The sequence below is a fragment of the Microbacterium sp. NPDC076768 genome (assembly GCF_040687205.1).
GTDB lineage: Bacteria > Actinomycetota > Actinomycetes > Actinomycetales > Microbacteriaceae > Microbacterium.
The window spans coordinates 653053-673615 of the sequence record NZ_JBFBMU010000002.1; the positions used below are offsets into that span (position 1 = coordinate 653053).

The 20563-nt window shown below is 62.4% G+C and carries 23 protein-coding genes; 17 read left to right on the forward strand and 6 right to left on the reverse strand.

Features of this window, described 5'->3' with window-relative positions:
• Positions 1 to 86 precede the first annotated feature (86 nt).
• Both AB0O87_RS09535 and ffh read left to right on the forward strand, forming a co-directional pair.
• Positions 87 to 671 carry a TetR/AcrR family transcriptional regulator gene (locus AB0O87_RS09535; RefSeq protein WP_363514677.1) on the forward strand — a complete coding sequence of 195 codons (585 nt, stop codon included), beginning with the start codon at positions 87 to 89 and terminating at the stop codon, positions 669 to 671.
• Between the two features lie 53 nt (positions 672 to 724).
• Positions 725 to 2290 (forward strand): signal recognition particle protein, encoded by a 1566-nt coding sequence (ffh, locus tag AB0O87_RS09540; RefSeq protein ID WP_363514680.1) that lies wholly within the window; start codon positions 725 to 727, stop codon positions 2288 to 2290.
• Here ffh and AB0O87_RS09545 read toward each other — a convergent pair.
• Positions 2187 to 3149, reverse strand: a complete 963-nt coding sequence (locus AB0O87_RS09545; protein ID WP_363514683.1) for an EamA family transporter — start codon at positions 3147 to 3149, stop codon at positions 2187 to 2189. The genes ffh and AB0O87_RS09545 overlap by 104 nt on opposite strands.
• Positions 3150 to 3227: 78 nt before the next feature.
• Between AB0O87_RS09545 and AB0O87_RS09550 the strand changes: the two genes are divergently transcribed.
• Positions 3228 to 4127: a LysR substrate-binding domain-containing protein gene (locus AB0O87_RS09550; protein ID WP_363514686.1), complete on the forward strand. Its 900-nt coding sequence runs from the start codon at positions 3228 to 3230 to the stop codon at positions 4125 to 4127.
• An 81-nt stretch (positions 4128 to 4208) separates the two neighbouring features.
• Here the strand turns inward: AB0O87_RS09550 and glpK are convergent, their stop codons facing one another.
• The 3 genes from glpK to AB0O87_RS09565 form a co-directional block, all read right to left on the reverse strand.
• The gene (gene glpK / locus AB0O87_RS09555; protein WP_363514688.1) at positions 4209 to 5723 is read right to left on the reverse strand and encodes a glycerol kinase GlpK; all 1515 of its coding nucleotides are present in this window, start codon (positions 5721 to 5723) and stop codon (positions 4209 to 4211) included.
• A 39-nt stretch (positions 5724 to 5762) separates the two neighbouring features.
• Positions 5763 to 6518: an MIP/aquaporin family protein gene (locus tag AB0O87_RS09560; protein ID WP_363514691.1), complete on the reverse strand. Its 756-nt coding sequence runs from the start codon at positions 6516 to 6518 to the stop codon at positions 5763 to 5765.
• A 91-nt stretch (positions 6519 to 6609) separates the two neighbouring features.
• Positions 6610 to 8319 carry a glycerol-3-phosphate dehydrogenase/oxidase gene (locus AB0O87_RS09565; RefSeq protein ID WP_363514694.1) on the reverse strand — a complete coding sequence of 570 codons (1710 nt, stop codon included), beginning with the start codon at positions 8317 to 8319 and terminating at the stop codon, positions 6610 to 6612.
• Positions 8320 to 8421: 102 nt separating this feature from the next.
• On the opposite strand from AB0O87_RS09565, the gene AB0O87_RS09570 reads away from it, so the two are divergent.
• Complete coding sequence (locus AB0O87_RS09570) at positions 8422 to 9393, forward strand: sugar-binding domain-containing protein (protein ID WP_363514697.1); 972 nt, start codon at positions 8422 to 8424, stop codon at positions 9391 to 9393.
• Between the two features lie 18 nt (positions 9394 to 9411).
• Here the strand turns inward: AB0O87_RS09570 and AB0O87_RS09575 are convergent, their stop codons facing one another.
• Positions 9412 to 10563, reverse strand: coding sequence for a glutamate--cysteine ligase (locus tag AB0O87_RS09575; protein ID WP_363514700.1), 1152 nt, complete (start codon positions 10561 to 10563; stop codon positions 9412 to 9414).
• Between the two features lie 200 nt (positions 10564 to 10763).
• Between AB0O87_RS09575 and rpsP the strand changes: the two genes are divergently transcribed.
• From rpsP to AB0O87_RS09600, 5 genes are read left to right on the forward strand one after another with little or no spacing between them, the layout of a single operon-like run.
• On the forward strand, positions 10764 to 11195 hold the full coding sequence (gene rpsP, locus AB0O87_RS09580) for a 30S ribosomal protein S16 (protein WP_363514703.1): 432 nt from the start codon (positions 10764 to 10766) through the stop codon (positions 11193 to 11195).
• Positions 11196 to 11201: 6 nt separating this feature from the next.
• The gene (locus tag AB0O87_RS09585) at positions 11202 to 11432 is read left to right on the forward strand and encodes an RNA-binding protein (RefSeq protein ID WP_017830729.1); all 231 of its coding nucleotides are present in this window, start codon (positions 11202 to 11204) and stop codon (positions 11430 to 11432) included.
• Positions 11416 to 12039 carry a ribosome maturation factor RimM gene (gene rimM, locus AB0O87_RS09590; protein ID WP_363514708.1) on the forward strand — a complete coding sequence of 208 codons (624 nt, stop codon included), beginning with the start codon at positions 11416 to 11418 and terminating at the stop codon, positions 12037 to 12039. The genes AB0O87_RS09585 and rimM overlap by 17 nt, the downstream gene beginning before the upstream one ends.
• Before the next feature lie 20 nt (positions 12040 to 12059).
• Positions 12060 to 12770, forward strand: a complete 711-nt coding sequence (gene trmD / locus AB0O87_RS09595) for a tRNA (guanosine(37)-N1)-methyltransferase TrmD (RefSeq protein ID WP_363514711.1) — start codon at positions 12060 to 12062, stop codon at positions 12768 to 12770.
• A 43-nt stretch (positions 12771 to 12813) separates the two neighbouring features.
• The gene (locus AB0O87_RS09600) at positions 12814 to 13551 is read left to right on the forward strand and encodes a class I SAM-dependent methyltransferase (RefSeq protein WP_363514714.1); all 738 of its coding nucleotides are present in this window, start codon (positions 12814 to 12816) and stop codon (positions 13549 to 13551) included.
• Positions 13552 to 13588: 37 nt separating this feature from the next.
• Here the strand turns inward: AB0O87_RS09600 and map are convergent, their stop codons facing one another.
• Positions 13589 to 14371: a type I methionyl aminopeptidase gene (gene map, locus AB0O87_RS09605; protein ID WP_363514717.1), complete on the reverse strand. Its 783-nt coding sequence runs from the start codon at positions 14369 to 14371 to the stop codon at positions 13589 to 13591.
• 110 nt (positions 14372 to 14481) lie between these two features.
• Here map and AB0O87_RS09610 point away from each other — a divergent pair, with 110 nt between their 5' ends.
• The 8 genes from AB0O87_RS09610 (at position 14482) to dprA (ending at position 20546) form a co-directional block, all read left to right on the forward strand.
• Positions 14482 to 14970: an MFS transporter permease gene (locus tag AB0O87_RS09610; protein WP_363514720.1), complete on the forward strand. Its 489-nt coding sequence runs from the start codon at positions 14482 to 14484 to the stop codon at positions 14968 to 14970.
• Positions 14971 to 15139: 169 nt separating this feature from the next.
• Complete coding sequence (rplS, locus tag AB0O87_RS09615; RefSeq protein WP_363514723.1) at positions 15140 to 15481, forward strand: 50S ribosomal protein L19; 342 nt, start codon at positions 15140 to 15142, stop codon at positions 15479 to 15481.
• Positions 15482 to 15597: 116 nt separating this feature from the next.
• Positions 15598 to 16323: a signal peptidase I gene (gene lepB / locus AB0O87_RS09620; RefSeq protein ID WP_363514726.1), complete on the forward strand. Its 726-nt coding sequence runs from the start codon at positions 15598 to 15600 to the stop codon at positions 16321 to 16323.
• A complete protein-coding gene (locus AB0O87_RS09625) occupies positions 16320 to 16979 on the forward strand; it encodes a ribonuclease HII (protein WP_363514728.1) in 660 nt (219 codons plus the stop codon). The genes lepB and AB0O87_RS09625 overlap by 4 nt, the downstream gene beginning before the upstream one ends.
• A gap of 40 nt (positions 16980 to 17019) precedes the next feature.
• Positions 17020 to 17346, forward strand: a complete 327-nt coding sequence (locus AB0O87_RS09630) for a DUF2469 family protein (RefSeq protein ID WP_017204525.1) — start codon at positions 17020 to 17022, stop codon at positions 17344 to 17346.
• Positions 17347 to 17479: 133 nt separating this feature from the next.
• Entirely contained in the window at positions 17480 to 17842 is a 363-nt protein-coding gene (locus tag AB0O87_RS09635; RefSeq protein ID WP_363514731.1) for a YraN family protein, read from the forward strand.
• On the forward strand, positions 17839 to 19368 hold the full coding sequence (locus AB0O87_RS09640; protein WP_363514734.1) for a YifB family Mg chelatase-like AAA ATPase: 1530 nt from the start codon (positions 17839 to 17841) through the stop codon (positions 19366 to 19368). The genes AB0O87_RS09635 and AB0O87_RS09640 overlap by 4 nt, the downstream gene beginning before the upstream one ends.
• Positions 19365 to 20546: a DNA-processing protein DprA gene (gene dprA, locus AB0O87_RS09645; RefSeq protein ID WP_363514737.1), complete on the forward strand. Its 1182-nt coding sequence runs from the start codon at positions 19365 to 19367 to the stop codon at positions 20544 to 20546. The genes AB0O87_RS09640 and dprA overlap by 4 nt, the downstream gene beginning before the upstream one ends.
• Positions 20547 to 20563: the final 17 nt, after the last annotated feature.

Genomic DNA, 20563 nt, shown 5'->3' on the forward strand with positions numbered 1-20563 from the left:
CGAATGAGGGTAGTTGGACTGAGGCTAACAATACTCTCGTAGGAAAGAAAGGCGGCGTGCGGAACCTCACGCGATAACGTGAGGGCATGAGTTTTACAGGCAAAGTCGGCCGCCCGAAGGCTTCTTCGCGGGAGACGCTGGCCGAGGCCGCGTGTGAACTCTTCCTGGAGCGTGGCTATGACGCCACCTCTGTCGCCGACATCACGCAACGCGCGGGTGTAAGCCGATCTAGCTTTTTCAACTACTTCGCTTCCAAGAGCGACGTGCTCTGGTCAGGGGTAGACGAGCGGATTGCCCAGGCAATTCGTTCGCTCAACGACCTGCACAAGGCGGCGACGGGAGACGCCGTTCGCGAAGTTCTTCTCCTGATCGTGCGGGACTTTGAGCCGGACCCGCTAGCACTCGCGCTCCGCAACGCTGGTGCAATGGGCCTAGACGATGAGCTGGTGCGCGACACTGGACTGCGACTCGCTCGACTTGCTGCAGCCGTCTCGCGGGCCGCTTCGGCGGCTGGCGTTGACGTTATCCGAGCGGACATTCTCGGTGCAGCGCACGCCGCTGCCGTGCTGTCGTCGCTGCGTGTATGGGCTGAACACGGGGCTGGTCTCGGCACCCCAGATGCGGTCTTGCGGGATGCACTCGCGACCATTCACCACCTGCCCTGGGCGTGAGCGTCGTGGCGCGCTGATCATCCCCGCTCTGCTCGCGTAGAATCGGAAGCACCATGGCTACCTTTGGCACCCTCTCCGACCGGCTTACCGAGACCTTCCGCAACCTGCGCACGAAGGGAAAGCTCACTGCGGCCGACGTCGACGGCACCGTACGCGAGATTCGACGCGCACTGCTTGACGCCGACGTCGCGCTCGTCGTTGTGAAGGAATTCACGGCGAAGGTGCGCGAACGTGCGCTGGGTGACGAGGTAAATAAGGCACTCAACCCTGCACAGCAGGTGGTGCAGATCGTGAACGAGGAGCTCGTTCAGATCTTGGGTGGCGAACAGCGTCGCCTGCAGTTCGCGAAGACTGCGCCGACGGTGATCATGCTCGCCGGCTTGCAGGGATCCGGTAAGACGACCTTCGCGGGCAAGCTCGCGAAGCAGCTCGAGGGAGAGGGACACACACCGCTCCTGGTTGCCGCTGACTTGCAGCGCCCAAACGCCGTCAATCAGCTTCAGGTCGTCGCTGAGCAAGCGGGCGCGACGATCTACGCGCCCGAGCCAGGCAACGGCGTGGGAGACCCCGTCAAGGTTTCGCGGGACGGCGTCGAGCACGCGCGGCGCCAGCAGCACGATGTTGTGATTATTGACACCGCTGGCCGCCTCGGCGTCGATGCGGAGCTCATGAAGCAAGCCGCTGACATTCGTAAGGCAGTAAACCCTGACGAGGTTCTGTTCGTCATCGACGCGATGATCGGTCAAGACGCCGTGAACACCGCGAAGGCATTCCAAGAGGGTGTCGACTTCACCGGTGTCGTGCTCTCCAAGCTCGATGGTGACGCGCGTGGTGGTGCGGCGCTGTCCGTTGCCTCCGTGACCGGTCGTCCGATCATCTTTGCCTCCACCGGTGAGCGTTTGGAAGACCTGGAAGCGTTCCACCCGGATCGCATGGCCAGCCGGATCCTCGATCTCGGCGACATTCTGACCCTCATTGAGCAGGCCCAGCAGGCCTTCGATGAGGACGAGGCCATGAAGATGGCCGAGAAGCTCGCGACCGAGGCCTTCACCCTTGAGGACTTCCTCGACCAACTTCAGCAGATGAAGAAGATGGGCTCGATGAAGAAGATGCTCGGAATGCTTCCGGGCATGGGGCAGATGAAGCAGCAGCTCGACGACTTCGACGAGAGTGAAATTGATCGCACCGAGGCCATCATCCGCTCGATGACACCGGGGGAGCGTCACAACCCCAAGGTGCTGAACGGGTCTCGTCGTCTGCGTATTGCGCGCGGTTCCGGCGTAACAGTGACCGAAGTGAACCAGCTTGTGCAGCGGTTCGAGCAGGCAGCCAAGATGATGAAGACCGTAGCGCGCGGTGGCACACCGAACATTCCGGGGATGGGCCCAGTGCCAGGTATGGGGCGGCCAGGCGCATCTTCCAAGCGTAAGAAGAAGGGCAAGTCTTCCGCAGGTGCTTCGCGGTCGGGCAACCCGGCGAAGCGTGCTGCAGAAAACGCGGGCATCGCGACCACGTCTACTCCCACCGGGTCTGGATTTGGCCTCGGCGGCGGTGGTGCCGCTCAGCAGCCAAGCGAGGCTGACCTCGCGGAGATTCAGAAGCTCTTCGGCAAGGGCTGATCCGACGTGGCCTGACAGCGATCTGCCCCAACACAAGTGCGCCTAAGGTGATCGCCAACCCCAGGGTTTGCACGATCGTGAAGCGCTCGCCTGCGATCAGCACGCCGAGCATGGAGGCGACGATGGGGGAGAGCAGCGCGAGAAGCCCAGGCGCGATCACCGGAAGTTGCTGAACTCCGCGGAACCATAGCGTGTAGGCCACGATGCCTCCGATGGTTCCGAGCCAGAGGTACCCCAGAACTGCGCCGGGGCTGATCTCTGCAGGCAGACCCTCAAACACGAGGGTGAGGGGGAGTAGCACCAGTCCCCCCGCAGCCAGTTGCCAGCCCGCGTAGCCGATCGGACCGACGGTGCTGGGGCGCCCCCAACGCTTTGTGAGAATCATGCCCATCCCGGTCGCGGTGACGCCGCCGACTGCGGCAAGAATCCCCCAGACATCCAGTTCTGCGGCAGGGCTCAGTACGACGAGAGCGACGCCCACGGTCCCGAGCGTCGCGGCGGTCGCGGTGGCAGGGCGAATTCGTTCCCGTAGTACGAGAGAACCGAGTCCGAGGACGATGAGCGGCTGGACACCGGCGACGGCTGCGGCGACCCCGCCGGGGAGTCGTTCAGCTGCGAGAAACAGGAGCGGGAAGAAAGCCCCGATATTGAGCGCGCCGAGGACGACGGCTTTCCACCACCATGAACCTCTGGGCAATTGCCTACTGATGGCGATAGCGAGAAGGCCAGCAGGGAGCGCGCGCAGAAGGCCAGCGAAGAGCGGGTGTCCCGGGGGCAAGAGTTCGGAGGTTACGAGGTAGGTCGTGCCCCACGCCATCGGAGCGAGAGCGGTGAGCAGCAGCAGCAGCGGTCGAGACATATCTTCAGCCTCCGCCGGACGCGTACATGAGTCCAACGCATAGTTGTCACCGCATCGATGAACGGAGATCATAGGTGTATGGATCTTCAGCAATTGCGCTACGTTGTCGAGGTCGCCGACACCTCAAGCTTCACGAAGGCAGCGGCGCGGTGCTTCGTCACTCAATCGGCACTGAGTCATCAGATCGCGGCGCTTGAACGCGAGATAGGAACCCGGCTCTTCGTGCGGTCAAGTCGTGCTGTGCGGCTGAGCGAGGCGGGGAGTGCCTTCTTGGGGCACGCTCGCGCAGCGTTGCGCGCTGCGGAACAGGCGAAGGAAGACGCTGCTGCCGCAGACGGCATTGTGACCGGCACTCTCCGGATCGGCGTCATCCCGACGTTGACGGCTATCGACCTCCCTGCGGTGCTGGTCGCCTACCGCGATGCGCACCCGGACGTGAGGGTCGAACTCCGAGTGGGGAACAGCGATGACCTCATGGCACAGCTCCGACTCGGTTCGTTAGATGTCGCCTTGCTCGGACTTCGGCACGATCTAAAGCCCGTAGGAGTAGCCACGCGTGCGCTCTCGACGGATCGACTGGTAGCGGTTCTTCCGCGCTGGCACGAGCTGGCGGGATCAGGCACGATAAGTCTTCGGGATCTCGCAGGGCTCACCTTCGCGGATTTCCCCGCCTCGACGTCTGGACGCTTGCAGAGCGACACAGCCTTCGCATCGGCAAGCATCGAGCGCGACGTCGCCTTCGAAGCCGACTCCGCCTCGATGATTCTGGGGCTGGTCGCTGCCGGACTCGCGGTGACGTTGCTCGCTCCCGGCACTGTCGCGCGTTCCGGGGCAGATGTCGTCACGGCCGAATTGCGCGATGGGCCGGTGCGCGTTGAGTTGCTGGCGTGGGATGTGGACGCGCCGAGAAACGTCGCCAAGGCGTTTCTCTCGGTTGTTGCGGCTGCTGGACCAGGGGAGGTGTCTGCCGCGTCCTAACGGCCCTCGTGTGGAAGGGTGCGCCGACAGACAAAAGCGGGTCTGGAGCAATGCTCCAGACCCGCTTTTTAGTGAACTAAATTACTTCACGTCTTCGTCGACCCAGTCCATCGACTTGGTGACGGCCTTGCGCCACAGGCGCAGCTGACGGTCGCGCTCGTCCTCATCCATCGAAGGCTCCCAACGCTTGTCTTCCTGCCAGTTGGCGGAGAGGTCGTCGAGACCGTTCCAGAAACCGACAGCAAGACCCGCAGCGTAAGCGGCGCCGAGCGCGGTGGTCTCTGCGACCACCGGACGAACGACCGGTACGCCGAGAACATCGGCCTGGAACTGCATGAGAGCGTCATTGGCGACCATGCCGCCATCAACCTTGAGCTCGGTGAGGTCTACCCCTGCGTCGGCGTTGACAGCATCCAACACGTCGCGTGTCTGGAAGGCAACAGCCTCCAGTGCGGCGCGCGCGATGTGGTTCTTGTTCGCGTAGCGGGTAAGGCCGACGATCGCACCACGAGCGTCGGAGCGCCAGTACGGAGCGAACAGACCAGAGAAGGCAGGAACGATGTAGACACCACCGTTGTCGTCAACCTGCTCGGCCAGCTTCTCGACATCAGGGGCAGAGGAGATGATGCCGAGCTGGTCGCGCAGCCACTGAATCAGCGATCCGGTGACGGCGATGGAACCTTCCAGCGCGTAGTGCGTCGGCCCGTCGCCCAGCTTGTATCCGACGGTAGTCAGCAGCCCGTTCTTGGAGTGAACAACCTCTTCACCCGTGTTGAAGATCAGGAAGCAACCCGTTCCGTAGGTGTTCTTGCTCTCACCCTTCTGGAATGCAGCCTGACCAAACGTCGCGGCCTGCTGGTCGCCAAGGATGCCAGCGATCGGCGTCTCCCGCAGAAGCGAGGAGCTCTCCGCAGCGCCGTATACCTCGGAAGAGGAACGGATCTCCGGCATCATCGAGCGCGGCACGCCGAACGCTTCGAGGATGTCGTCTCGCCACTCGAGAGTCTCGAGGTCCATGAACATCGTGCGCGAGGCGTTCGTGACGTCTGTGGCGTGCACGCCACCGTCAGCGCCACCGGTCAGGTTCCAGAGAACCCAGCAGTCGGTGGTGCCGAAGAGCAGGTCGCCTGCTTCTGCCTTCTCGCGTGCGCCGTCGACGTTCTCCAGGATCCACGCGATCTTGGTGCCGGAGAAGTACGTCGCCAACGGCAGACCGACAACCGGCTTGAACCGCTCGACGCCGCCGTCTGCCGCCAGACGATCCACGATGGGCTGCGTGCGGGTGTCCTGCCACACGATGGCGTTGTAGATCGGCTTGCCGGTGTTCTTGTCCCAGACGACAGCGGTCTCGCGCTGGTTCGTGATGCCGATGGCAGCCACGTCGTGTCGCGTCAGGTCGGCGCGGCCAAGGGCCATGCCGACGACTTCTTGAACGTTGCGCCAGATCTCAGATGCGTCGTGCTCGACCCAGCCGGCCTTGGGCAGGATCTGCTCGTGCTCTTTTTGACCGGTAGCAACGATGTTGCCCTTTTTGTCGAAAATGATCGCGCGACTGGAAGTAGTTCCCTGGTCGATAGCGATGATGTAGTCAGCCACTTGTGCTCTCCTTTGAATTCAGTGCGGGTGAGATGGGCGTCAGCCAGCGAGGCCGAGCAGCACCGGTGCGGCAAGTGCAGCGATCACACCACCGATGAGCGGTCCAACAACGGGAACCCACGAGTACGACCAGTCGCTGGCACCCTTGCCCTTGATGGGCAGGATGGCGTGCGCGATACGCGGTCCGAGGTCACGAGCTGGGTTGATCGCGTAGCCGGTCGGGCCACCGAGGGAGGCACCAATTGCAACAACAAGCAGAGCAACAGGAAGTGCCGTGAGCGGTCCGAGTCCTCCAGGAACGCCAACCTCGATGTCGCCGTAATCAGCGAACGCGAAGATGACGAACACGAGCACGAAGGTGCCGATGATCTCGGTAACGAGGTTCCACCCGTAGGAACGGATAGCAGGACCGGTGGAGAAGACGCCGAGCTTGTTTGCAGACTCCGGCTCCTCATCGAAGTGCTGCTTGTAGGCGAGCCACACGACGATCGCACCGAGGATTGCTCCCACGAGCTCCGCGGCCGTAGCCGTGAGGAACATCACGAAAGTGATCTTGCCAGCGACCAGGAGGCCGATACCGACGGCAGGGTTGAGGATCGCACCGGAGTACGCGGAGACGAGCACACCGGCGAAGACCGCGAGGCCCCATCCCCAGTTCACCATCAGGAAGCCGCCGCCGAAGCCCTTGTTCTTTGCAAGGGCGACGTTGGCCACCACACCACATCCGAGCAGTACCAGCATTGCGGTACCAACGAGCTCGGAGAGGAAGTAGAGACCGAGATTCACATCAGCCATGTCTTCTTTGACCTTTCTTGTGTGTCGAGGCCCCTCTGCCTCGACACTTTATGGGGTTGCGCCGCGAGGAGGGCGGCAGCCCGAAATCCTGTCAGCCGCGGGTGCGGGACGGGATATCGAGTCCGTGTCTTTCATTCAACAGTTGACGGGTCTGGTCGAGCTCTGCCTCGTGGCGCGATTCGTCCCAACCGAGTAGCGGAGCAAGTGCTGCAGCGATCTCATCGAGCGTCTCCGCGTTGGCGCCGCCGGTGAAAGCGATGCTGGTGCGGCGAAGCACAACGTCTTCGAGACGCGTGACCATTTCGTTCTGGACCATCCACTCGAGCTCACGCGTCGACAGGTCGCCATCAGCGAGAGGAGCATCCGATCCCTGCTCGACATATTCCCACACCTGAGCGGCGCGGGTGCCGTAGCGGGCAAGGAGCTGCTCGGCACGAGAGTCGGCGCCAGGAAGGTTCTCCTGGATCCAGATGCGCTTGGCCTTCTCGGTCCGCGGGAACTCGCGTCCACCGCCGATGGCGCGCCCTGCGGTCGATACCGTACGGGTGCGGTCGAGGAGACCGAGCACGATGTTCGACATCGATTCTCCGAGCGCGCGGAAAGTGGTCCACTTGCCGCCGACGAGACTCACGAGCGGCACAGCGCCCTTCTCGTCAACCTCCACGCGGTAGTCGCGCGACACGAAACCGGGGGCAGTGTCTTCGTGGCGAGGAAGTGGACGGATTCCCGAGAACTTGTAGACGATCTGGTCGCGATCTACCGGGATCGAAGGGAACACGTGGTCGACAAGATCGAAGAAGTAGTCCACTTCTTCCTCCGTGCACACGGGCGTTTCGCTAGGATCAGCGTCGATGTCGGTCGTGCCGACAAGCACGCGCCCCTTGAGCGGGTAGATCAGCACGATGCGGCCGTCGGAGTGCTCGAAGAAAATCTCGCGCCCCTGGGTGGCTTCGAGGAGCTCAGGGTGGTCAAGCACAATGTGCGACCCCTTGGTGCCGCCCATGAACTGTGTGTCGAGGCCGAGGGCATCGTTGGTGAGGTCAGTCCACGGGCCAGAGGTGTTCACGACAACGTCGGCCTGCACCGAGAACTCCGTACCGCTCTCGCGGTCCCGCAGAATCACCTTGTCGCCGTCGCGAGCGATGGCCTCTACATAGTTGAGCGCATGTGCACCGGGGTGCGCTGCCAAGCCGTCTTGCAGTACGTCCAGAGCGAGGCGTTCCGGGTCGTGCATCGAAGCGTCGTAGTACGTCGCCGTGTACTTGATCTTTGGGTCGAGCGACGGCAGCTCAGCCAGCGACTTCTTGCGACCGACGAAGTGGTGGCGCGGAACGGTTCCGCCGTCTCGGGAGAACGTGTCGTAAATGATCAAGCCGATTTTGATGAGGAACGCGCCGCGCTCCTGTGGCTTGCCACTCTTGTGCGTCAGGAATCGCAGGGGAGCAGCGAGGATGCCCGAGAAGGTCGAATAGATCGGGATCGTGGTCTGCAGCGGCTTCACGTAGTGCGGGGCGATCTTGAGGAGACCGTTGCGCTCTTCTACGGATTCGCGAACGAGACGGAACTCGCCGTTCTCGAGGTATCGAATACCACCGTGGATCATGTGGCTCGACGCTGCTGATGCTCCGGAGGCGAAATCGCCGCGTTCCACGAGAACAGCGTCAACACCCTGGAGGGCGAGATCTCTGAACGTGGAGATTCCGTTAATCCCGCCGCCGATGACGAGAACGCTGGTGCGTCCGGACTCACGGATGGCGCTGACATTTGCGCGCTCCGCTGACGAGTGTGTCGAATCGATCATCCTCGACCTCTCTTCCTTGCTTGCCCCCCAGCATCGACCTCTGGGTCATCCCGCGCAAGCCCAGTGCACATATGTGCAAGTATCGATGGACAGGAGGTTGTCATGGCAGGTGCAGGTGCGGAATCCCGCGACAGCAAGCTGATCGCGGCGCTCACCGCAGCGCAGCTCTACTACATGCAAGACAAGACGATGGAGGTGATCGCGCAGGAACTCGGCACTTCGCGTTCATCTGTGTCGCGCCTCCTCAGCTTCGCGAGAGAGAGTGGGCTGGTCGATATTCGAATCAACTCACCGCTAGAGCGACTGGGGATGCTCGAGCAGCGCATACGCGACCGCCACAGGGTCGCTGCGCACGTCGTGCCAATGCCAGAGATTCTCAGTGAGGTGGAGCGGCTCGAGCGTGTAGCGCTCACTGCTGGCCGTCTGCTGTCACAGTTCGTCGATTCGAACATGGTCATCGGGGTGGCATGGGGATCGACAATCAGTGCGGTCAGTCGCGCGTTGACGCACAAAGAGACGCACAACACGACTTTCGTGCAGCTGAACGGCGCAGGAAACACGCAAACCACTGGTGTGGAGTACTCCAGCGACATCTTGCAGCGTTTCGGCGGGGCGTTCGGTGCCCAGGTTCAGCAGTTCCCCGTTCCTGCCTTCTTTGACGACCCCGCCACCCGCGAAGCCATGTGGAGAGAGCGCAGCACGCGACGGGTACTCGACATGCAAGCAAAAATGGATGTGGCTGTTTTCAGCTTGGGTTCTCCTGCGGCAGAGGTGCCCAGCCGCGTGTATGTCGGTGGCTACCTGGGGCGGGACGACTATCGGAGTCTTCGCGAGGATCACGCGATCGGCGATGTGGCTACCGTCTTTTTCCGCGCGGACGGTTCGTGGCACAACATTCGGGTGAATGCGCGCGCGACCGGCCCGGGACTCGATCGTCTTCGGCGGGTGCCGCGGCGCGTGTGCGTTGTTTCTGGCGTTCCCAAACTCGTGAGTCTCCGCGCGGCGCTGGCCGCTGGGCTCATTACAGACGTCGTCTTAGACGAGGGGCTTGCTCGAAGGCTCGTCGACGACTGAAACGCTTTGGCGTTGGGTTCAGGGCGTGTCAGTGGAAGATTCCGGCCCTGTGCGGAATTCTCGAATGAGATGTTGCACCACCGCGGTCAGGTCACTCCCGGTGGCGTCCGCGACGAAGAGCTGACGCGCGTAGCTGGCGCCGCCCTCCAGAATCGTCGCGATCCCGCCAAATTCTCGGCCACAACCGAGTTCGACGGCCGTCGGTGCGAGCCGCTCCAACGTCTCTGCAAGGTGCTCGCGTACCGGACGCTGGGTGCCATCGGCATCGACGATGACACGCGCCTCTAGCCCGTATCGCGCGGCGCGCCACTTGTTCTCGCGGTGGAACCAGGCGGGCATCGACGGCAGTGTCTCGCCGTCATCGAGTCGCCGAGAGAAATCCTCTACTAGCACCTGCACAAGCGCCGCAACCGAGGCAAGCTCCGGAAGTGTAGAGAGACCGTCGCATGCGCGCACCTCGATGGTGCCCCATCGGGGGGCAGGGCGAATATCCCAGCGCACTTCTGTCGCGTCGGCCATAACGCCTGTTCGCACCATGTCGTCGAGATAGGACTCGTACTGTGCCCAGTCCTGCAGAGGCCAGGGGAGGCCCGCCGTGGGGAGTTGCTGAAAGACGAGCGCTCTGTTGGAGGCGTAGCCCGTGCGCTCACCAGCCCAGAAAGGACTCGACGCTGACAGTGACTGAAGGTGCGGGAGATAGCCGGAGAGCGCGTTGATGATCGGGAAGACTTTGCGGTGGTCCTCCACACCAATATGCACGTGGATACCCCAGATCATCATGTTGCGCCCCCACCATTGGGTGCGCTCAATGAGCGAGTGGTATCGAGACTTGTCGGTGACTTCCTGGTCGAACCACTGGGCGAACGGATGGCTGCCGGCAGAAAGAAGTTCCACGCCGGCCGGGTCGGTAGACGCGCGTACCGCTGTCAACGCGTTCGCAATGTCGTCGACGGCGTGCGCCACGGAGTCGCCGATTCCGCTGGTCACCTCGATCGTGTTCGTCAGAAGCTCGCCAGTTACGGTGTGGCGTTCGTCAGCGCTTGCATCTTCGAGCGCCTCCAGCAACTCGGGCGCGCGACCCACCAGGTCACCGCTCGCGGGATCCGCGAGCATAATTTCCCATTCGAGGCCGACGGTGGAGCGGGCCGAAGAGGCGAACTCGATCTTCACCCGCATAGTCTGGCACGCACCAGTGGCGACACGGCACCCCCTCGTTTCGCGCGGGGCGTTCACATCTGGCAGAATAGAAGGTCGGAAGGCTTGCTCGACCCTCTATCCAGCAGACCTCCACCTCATTTGAGCTTCCGCCGGGTGTGCACCCCACTCTCCAGGCGACCAGTTCGTTTCCTTCCACACAATTCAGGAGAATCGTGGCTGTAAAGATTCGTCTCAAGCGCATGGGCAAGATCCGTGCGCCGTACTACCGCATCGTCGTTGCGGACTCGAAGACCAAGCGCGACGGTCGCGTGATCGAAGAGATCGGCAAGTACCACCCCACCGAGGAGCCTTCCTTCATCGAGGTCAACTCTGAGCGTGCGCAGTACTGGCTCTCGGTTGGCGCGCAGCCGACCGAGCAGGTTGCCGCGATCCTCAAGATCACTGGTGACTGGGGCAAGTTCAAGGGCGACAAGGACGCAAAGTCCACGCTCAAGGTCAAGGAGCCTAAGGTTCCTTTTGAGATCGACGCTTCGAAGAAGTCGGTCGTCAAGCCCAAGGCTGAGAAGAAGGTGGAAGCTCCCGCAGAGGACGCTCCCGCCGCCGACGCGGAGGCCGCTGAGGCTCCCGCAGCAGACGCAGAGTAATCCGTCGTGCTTGCCGCCGCGCTCGAACACATCGTCAAGGGGATCGTTGATCACCCCGAAGATGTCCGTATCAACGAATCCACATCGCCGCGAGGCGATCTCCTCGAGGTGCGCGTGCACCCCGACGATCGTGGACGCGTGATCGGGCGCGGCGGCCGCACTGCGAAGGCCCTTCGCACCCTCGTCAGCGCGTTGGCTGATGGGCGTCGGGTCCGCGTCGATGTCGCGGACGACTGACGTGGTCTCGAAGGACCGCAACCAGGGCAAGAACCAGCTGCGAGTAGGTCGCCTTGTCAAGGCGCATGGACTCAAGGGCGGGCTCAAGCTCGAGCTGTACACCGATAATCCTGCTGGCCGCTTTGTAACGGGCGCAGCATTTACTGTGCAAGTGCCTGAGGCTTCGCCATGGCACGGCAAAGACATCACCGTGCGTGAGTACAGAGTGATGAACGGTAGCCCCGTCGTATTCTTCGAAGACGTGGATGACCGCGAAGCGGCCGAGAGCCTCGTCAAAGCAATTCTCTGGATCGATCAAGATCTTGACGAAGTTGAAGATGACGCGTGGTTCGATCACCAGCTGGTGGGCCTTGACGTCGTTCGTGACGACGTCGTCGTCGGAAAAGTTGTGCGCGTCGAGCACTTCCCAGCCCAAGACCTATTAATCGTCAAGTCGGGCGAGAACGAACTCATGGTTCCGTTCGTCTCCGCAATCGTGCCGACGGTAGATGTTTCCGCCGGCCGTGTGATTGTGACGCCGCCACCTGGACTGTTCGAAGAACTTCCTGAGGCTGAACTCCCGGCAGATGAGTCGACGCCGACTGCCGATCCCGAAGCTACCGAGTAGCCGCGGATAGGACTCTTCCGGTGCGCATCGACGTCCTCTCCATTTTCCCGTCCTACTTTGACGGCTTGACGCTGTCGTTGCTCGGGAAGGCCCAGCAGTCTGGCATCCTGGATCTTCGCGTGCGCGACCTTCGGGAGTGGGCATTTGATCGTCATCGCACCGTAGACGACACGCCCTATGGCGGTGGTGCCGGCATGGTGATGAAGCCTGAGCCTTGGGGAGCCGCGCTTGACGAAATCGTCGAGTCGGCTGGGCCCGTGCGTCCGACGATTATCTTCCCCTCTCCGGCAGGCGAGGTTTTTACGCAGAAGACTGCGCGCGAGCTCGCGAATCGCGAGCACCTGATTTTCGGGTGCGGGCGATACGAGGGGATTGATGAGCGCGTTTTTGAGTATGCCGCTGAACTCGGCGAAGTACGGCTGATCAGCCTCGGCGACTACGTTCTCAACGGAGGAGAAGTCGCGACCATGGCGATGGTCGAGGCCATTGGCCGTCTCATCCCCGGTGTCGTCGGAAACCCGGAGAGCCTTGTCGAAGAGTCACATGAAGATGGGCTGCTCGAATATCCGTCATACACAAAGCCGGCGTCATGGCGAGAACGCGCTGTGCCGGAAATGCTGCTGAGCGGCAACCATGGTGCGATCGCCACTTGGCGTCGCGAACAGCAGCTCGAGCGCACCAGGGAGCGTCGCCCCGACCTTCTTCCGAAAGACGACTCGCGTCAGGACTGAGGTCTGGCCATCAGGATGGCGCCTCCGCTGGTACCTTCGACGCATGCCGCATGAAGCGCTCGCGAGATCATTTCAGACGACTGGAGCGGACTACGACTTGTATCGGCCAGGGTTTCCACAGGCCGCTGTCGAAGCGATCCTTCCGCATCCGGTCGACACCGTCTTGGAGCTCGGCGCGGGAACAGGAAAGTTCACCGAGAATCTGCTCGAGGTAGCCGGGCAGGTCATCGCCGTTGAGCCGTCGGAACAGATGCTGCAGGTGCTTCGTTCCAAGTTTCCTGACGTCGAAGCTCTCGTTGGCACGGCGGAGAGCGTTCCCCTAGTCGATGACACCGTGCAAGCGGTGACCGTTGCGCAGGCATTTCACTGGTTCGACAGGGCCGCAGCCTGTGCGGAAATCGCTCGGGTGCTTGTGCCAGGCGGAACGCTCGGATTGGTCTGGAATCACTCGGACCCGTCGTGCGAGTGGGATAGGGCGTGCCACCGCATCGCTCACCCGGCCGCTCGCGCTACTGATGACACCACTGCAACGTCGGATAGTGAGCTACCTGGTTTCAGGCTCGCGCTTCACAAAGAGGTGCAGTGGACAGAGCGAATCACCCGGGAGCACTACATTTGTCGCTGGGCGACTGTCAGTAGCTTTCTTATTGCAGACGATCAGACGCGCGCGACGATGCTATCCGAAATTGAAGCGGTCCTGGACACCCACCTCGAGACCGCGGAGAAAGCGGAGCTCGCGCTGCCGCAGGTCACCGACGTCTACGTGTATTCCGCGCGCTGAAAAGTTCCAGCTCCGGGGAATCTACTGGGACGGAGTCCTAGTTGACGCCCAAGAAAGAACGGTCCGTCAAGATGATGGGTCCGTCTTCGGTGATCGCGATTGTGTGTTCTGAATGTGCCCCGCGGGAGCCGTCTGCGCTGCGCAGTGTCCATCCGTCTGGGTCGGTGATCAGCTTGTCGGTTGTGGCGAGGAACCACGGCTCAAGCGCGAGCACGAGTCCTGCGCGCAGCGGATAGCCACGGCCTGGGCGGCCATCGTTGGCCACATGCGGATCTCCGTGCATGGTGCGTCCGACCCCATGCCCACCGAATTCCATATTGATCGAGTAGCCCTCGCCATGCGCCACGTTTGCCACTGCCGCCGAGATGTCTCCAATGCGGTTCCCGACCGTCGACGTTTCGATGGCCGCGGCGAGAGCGCGTTCCGAGGTGTCGATGAGGCGGAGGTCTTCCTCGCGGGCGGTGCCGACGACGAACGAGACCGCGGAGTCTGCGACCCAGCCATCAACCGCTACTGCAAAGTCGAGGGTAACGAGGTCGCCATCCTGCAGGGTGTAGTCGTGGGGGAGTCCGTGCAAAACTGCGTCGTTTACAGACGTGCAGATCACCTTGCCAAACGGGCTGGCTCCAAACGACGGGTGGTAATCGATGTAGCAGGACTCCGCGCCGACTTTGCGGATCATGTCGTGAGCGCGGCGATCGATCGAAAGAAGGTTCGTTCCGACCTTCGTCTCGTCGCGCAACGTCGCTAGTGTCTCGGCGACGAAACGGCCAGCGGCGCGCATTTCGTCGATCTCGGCAGGGGTGCGCAGTTCGATCATCAGATTTCCTCTCGTCTTGTCTATTCTCCCTGATCTGGCGGGCGAGATTCTCCGCGCGCTCTCAGCGAACATCAGGCCTTTTGGGGAGCGCGGCACCATACGATCTGAGCATGTGGTTGCGACAAGCCTTCTTTCGCTGGCTCTTTCCAGCGGCCTTCCTGCTGCCGCTCTGGCTACTGATCGGCTGGGGCATCTTTCAGGGTGGCTGGTCGATCCTCTGGGTACTGCTCATAGCAATGCCGTCGGTGTTCTTGGGGCAGCTTGTGCTTACCCTTCTTACGCGGTCGCGCCCGTCTGTGCGGATCGAGCGTGCGCTGTCATGGTGGGACGTTGCGGGGTTCTCCCTCTGGAATGGCCTCACTATCGCCGTGGGATTCTTCATCGACGGAGCTTTCGCCTGGTTGCTTACCGGCGCAATCATCGCTGGAATTGGCCTTTTCTGGCTGCAACTTTGGCAGCTCTGGAGTGAGGCGAGAGGAAGCGGTGCCCGGCTTCGAGAGACCATCACTTGGTCCACGATCCCGAGAGCAGACGAGCAGGCCGCGCCCTCGCGCGAGCGCGAGGTCATCGTCATCCGAGAGACAGATACTCCCGACTGACGCGGCGGTTTTGGTTGGCCGCTCTATTCATGACAGAATGAGTCGTTGTGCCGTCTCCGGCTCTGCCTCAGGGGAGCCCGCGGATGCGTAAGCGCCGTCTGGCACATTCCATTCTTGTTCCTTCAAAAATCATGCATCCGACCTGTGGCGAGTGCAGAGAGAGACGATCATGCAGATCCTCGATGCCGTTGACGCGGCTTCCCTCCGTTCGGACATTCCGGACTTCTTCCCCGGTGACACCGTCAAGGTGCACGTCAACATCACGGAGGGCACCCGCTCTCGTATCCAGGTCTTCCAGGGCGTCGTCATCGGCCGCCAGGGTGACAGCGTGCGTGAGACCTTCACTGTTCGCAAGATCAGCTTCCAGGTGGGCGTCGAGCGTACCTTCCCGGTGCACTCCCCGGTGATCGACCACATCGAGGTCGTTACCCGCGGTGACGTGCGTCGCGCGAAGCTCTACTACCTCCGTCAGCTTCGTGGCAAGAAGGCGAAGATCAAGGAAAAGCGCTGAGTCGCAGTTTTTCCGAAGCACCCCAGGACACGACGTCCTGGGGTGCTTCGTTCTCTGCAGGGTGTGCGAACCTTGTTATCGCGCGTCACAACGGCGCTTGATCGTGAAGGAACCTGATGGCTGACTCCTCCTCTGCGCCCGCGGCCAAGCGTCGCCGCGGCTTCCTGGTGTTTCTCAGGGACGTCCTGGTGATCATCATCATCGCCGCGCTGGTTTCTTTCGTCGTCAAGACTTTCGTGGTGCGATCCTTCTACATTCCGTCAGCCTCGATGGAGCGCACGCTTCTCGTCAACGACCGCATTTTGGTGGATGAACTTACACCGCGCTGGACCGGATACGAGCGGGGAGACGTTGTCGTCTTCAAAGACCCGGGCGGATGGCTCGATGCTCAGGTTCAGCCGCCAGCGCAGCCCCCGCTGTTGGAGGCCGTCGATTGGGTTCTGAACTTTATTGGTGTTTCGGCGACGGACTCCCAAGACCACCTCGTCAAGCGCGTGATCGGACTGCCTGGGGATCGTGTGGTGTGCTGCAATGCGCTCGGACAAATCACCATCAACGGGGCGCCGATCGACGAGCTCAGTTATTTGAATCTCCCGGAGGGGGATACCGCAGCATCGAACGATCCGTTCGACGTCGTCGTGCCGGAAGGGGCGGTCTGGCTCATGGGCGACAACCGTGACCGCTCTCGTGATTCGCGTGCCCACCAGGACCTCCCCAGTGGTGGGTTCGTTCCGATGGAAAACATCGTCGGCAAGTCGTTTCTCACCACCTGGCCGCTTGATCGAGTGGGCACCATCGACGGGCACCACGAGCTCTTCAACGGCGTACCGGCTCCGGAATGACAAGTGCCGCGCCGCGATTGACCCTCGAGCGTCAGCTGCTGGGGGAGTGCACGCACATTATTTCGCTCGACGAGGTAGGGCGAGGAGCCTTGGCAGGGCCGGTCGCCGTTGGCGCCGCCATGATGGACGCCTCCGGAGCACGTAGGCGTGTGCCGGAGGGCCTCCGCGACTCCAAACTGGTCACGGAGCGGCGCAGGCCGGAACTCGCCGTGAGGGCCGCAGCCTGGGTGCAGGCTTCATCGGTCGGCTGGGCGAGCGCAGAAGAGGTCGATGAGGGCGGCATCATGCGCGCGCTCGGGCTCGCCGCTTCGAGGGCGGTTCAGGCGATCGCTGATCAGGGAGTGGCGGTTGACGCTTCGATTGTGTTGCTAGATGGAAACCACGATTACGTGTCCAAGGTTCATCCAACCGCGCTGCGAGTTCGCCCAGTCATCAAAGCAGATCGCGATTGCGCGTCGGTGTCGGCGGCATCCGTCATCGCCAAGGTGGCACGGGATGGGTACATGGCTGAGCTGCACGAGGTGTATCCCGACTACCAGTGGAACCGCAACAAGGGGTACGCGAGTCTGGCGCACCGCGATGCCATCAGAAACCTCGGAATTTCTCCCTTCCACCGCGCTTCCTGGGCGATAACCGACGCGCCAGCACTTTTCTGAGAGAGCTAGGGGCCACTCGCGACTCTAGGATGGAGTCATCATGGATGAGGAAGCCTTCGACGACTACGACCGCGAGCTCGAGCTAGCACTGTTCCGGGAATACCGGGATGTGGTGTCCCAGTTCCAGTACGTCGTCGAGACCGAGCGTCGTTTCTACCTGGCGAACGAAGTCAACGTCGTCCGTCGAGACACCGAGCATGACTTCTACTTCGAGATATCGATGAGCGATGTGTGGGTTTGGGACATCTATCGCGCGGATCGCTTCGTGAAGGCCGTGCGGGTTCTCACTTTCAAAGATGTCAACGTGGAAGAGCTCCAGCGCCGTGAGTTCGAGTTGCCGCAGGAACTCTCCCTCGACGGCGAATAGCCGCGGCTCGCGTGCTATCGGCGCACGCCCAAGACTTCTGCACACGCTGTCGCGTTTCTGACTTTTCCCGCGTCCCCGGGGTCGAGGGTCTCGGCGCAGTCAATCCCCACAGGCAGCGCGTGATGCTGGGGTCATGGCAGCGAAGGATGAGCTCGGCAGAGCAGGCGAAGAGCGCGCCGCGCAGTACCTGATAGCGAACGGCTACGCAGTGCTCGCGAGGAACTGGCGGTGTTCTCAAGGGGAAATCGACATTGTCGCCGCGAGCGGCACGCACCTGGCGGTGGTCGAGGTAAAGACGCGCCGCACGGCCGCGTATGGGCATCCGTTCGAGGCGGTCGACCGCCGTAAACTTCGTCGCCTCTGGCAGCTTGCCCAAGCATGGGTCTCCGCGCATCCTGATCGCACCCGAAACCTCACTCTCAGGATCGACGCCATCGGCATCATCGGACCGGATCCATCTCGTGGTTCTCTCGAGCACCTCGTGGACATCGCGTGAGTACGGCACGAACTTGGGCTGTCGCGCTGACCGGGGTCGATGGCCACCTCGTGGAGGTGGAGGCTGATATGTCCAACCAGACTCCGGAATTTCGCATCATCGGTCTGCCGGACAAGTCTCTGGGAGAAGCAGTGCAGAGGGTGCACAACGCGTGCAAAAACGCGGGCCTTGACTTGCCCCGTCGAAGATTGACGGTAAACCTGTCGCCGGCGAGCCTGCCAAAACATGGTGCCGGGTTCGATCTGGGCATTGCAGTCGCTTCGCTCGCTGCGGGCGGATCGATTGATCGAAGATCCATCTCGGCCGTCGTTCACATGGGTGAGCTCGGCCTGGATGGGCGCATTCGACCGGTACCAGGGGTGCTCCCCGCGGTTTTTGCCGCCGCGCGCGCGGGCTTCTCTTCGGTCATCGTTCCCCGCGGAAATGAGGCGGAAGCCAATCTCGTACCCGACATCGAAGTGCGCGGTGCGGCATCACTCGCCGAGGTTGCGCTCTGGCATGGCGCTGACGTCGAGGTGCCAGATGTGGAAGACATTGAGCTGATCGTGGCAGATCACGGCGGCCGGGAGCTGCTGGACCTGGCAGATGTTGTGGGACAGGAAGAAGCAGTAGAGGCGCTGGTCGTCGCGGCAGCCGGAGGTCATCACATGCTCCTTAGTGGCCCGCCTGGAGCGGGCAAGACGATGCTCGCTCGCAGACTCCCTGGCATCATGCCGCTGTTGATCGATCAGGAGGCCCTCGAAGTAGCCTCGGTGCGTTCTCTCAGCGGCGAGGCTGTTGCGGTGCTCGATGCGCTCCCTCCCCTCGAGGCGCCGCATCACAGTGCGTCTGTTGCCGCGCTTGTAGGAGGGGGATCGCGCTCAGCGCGACCCGGAGCGATCGCGCGGGCACATCGAGGGGTCCTATTTCTGGATGAAGCAGCCGAGTTCTCGCGCGTGGCGCTCGACGCCCTCCGGCAGCCTCTCGAATCAGGCACGATCGAGGTGCATCGTGCAGGCTTCACCGCTCGCTTTCCCGCACGGTTCCAGTTGGTACTGGCGATGAACCCATGTCCGTGCGGCAATCATGGTGTGCGAGGAGCGGAATGCGTGTGCCCTCCAATGGCGATCAGACGGTATTCGACTCGACTCTCTGGTCCGCTTCGCGATCGCATCGACATAGATCTACAAGTGACTCGTGTCGCGGCGTCGCGCGCAACAGGGGAGGGACGCGCTGAGATCACCACAGCCCACGCGCGGGCCCGAGTGGCAGCGGCGCGGGAACGAGCGGCCTTGCGTTGGAAAAGTACGCAGTGGCGTCGCAACGCCGATGTCCCAGGAACGTGGTTGCGTCAGGGAGCGCTTCGACTTCCCGCGGCCACGAGGTCGCCACTGGATCGCGCTCTGGAGCGCGGCGCGCTGACGCTGCGTGGCTACGATCGGGTGCTCCGTGTTGCGTGGACCATGGCTGATTTAGCGGGGATTGAGCGGCCAGAGATCGATCAGATAGGGCGTGCACTACACCTACGGAGCGGGGTGCCACGATGATTGAGGGCTTGCTGACTGATCCCGCTGTTGCCGATCTCGCTCATCGGCTCCGCCCTGATGGAGACATGCGCGAGAGCATCGCGCGTGCGACATGGACGGTGATCGCGGAGCCAGGCGACACTGTCGCGGGCGCGCTCATTGAAGCGCTGGGGGCGGCAGATGCGCTGTCGCTGGCCGTGGGGGAGAATTCGTCCGCGATCTCGTCTGGCAGGGGAAGTGCTGCTGCTTCTCAGGCGCTCCAAGATGCACGAAAACGGTGGCACCCCAGGGCGACGGTGGGTGCTGTGCGCGATGCCCTCAACGCCGCAGTGAACGTGCAAGCGCGGCTACTCGTACCCGGCGACGAGTGCTGGCCGACTTCGCTCGACGATCTCGGGGCGAGTGCCCCGAGTGCGCTCTGGGTGCGGGGCAACCCCGAGCTGCTCACTCGTGAACCACGGGTGTCGATTGTCGGAGCCCGCGCTGCGAGCGGATATGGAGAACACGTGGCCGCTGAACTGGCTGGCGATCTGGCGGCGACGGGCGCCGTGGTGGTGTCCGGAGGTGCGTACGGGATCGACGGAACAGCGCATCGAGCCGCACTCGGTGTGGGAGGGGCGACGGTTGCCTTCCTCGCGGGTGGTGTCGACCGTGCGTATCCGGCAGGACACCAGCTGCTTCTGCGCCAGATCGCGAGTGAAGGAGCCGTGGTGAGCGAGCCTCCGTGTGGAACTGCGCCGACAAAGTGGCGGTTTTTGGCGCGGAACCGCCTCATCGCTGCCCTTGGTCAGGCGACGGTCGTCGTTGAGGCGGGGTGGCGAAGCGGTTCGTTGAATACGGCGGGGCATGCGGCAACTCTCGGTCGCCCGCTCGGCGCTGTTCCCGGGCCGGTGACATCAGCATCGTCGGCAGGATGTCATCGGTTGTTGCGGGAGTACGACGCGCAATGCGTGACCTCTGCGTCAGAAGTCAGAGAACTATGGGGGATCGGGGTTGAGGGCAGGGGCGAAACCGCGGGAGGGGACCCGGATCGGACTCGTCTCCTTGATGCAATGAGTACGAAGATCCGTCTGTCTGTGGGCGAGCTTGCAAGCAAATCGGGTCTCACACCAGAACGCGTGAGTGCGTTGCTGGGAATATTGCAGCTCGAAGACGTGGCTCAGGTCGACGGAGAAAGGTGGCGGCGAGTGAGGGTGTGAAACCGCGTCTCACATCC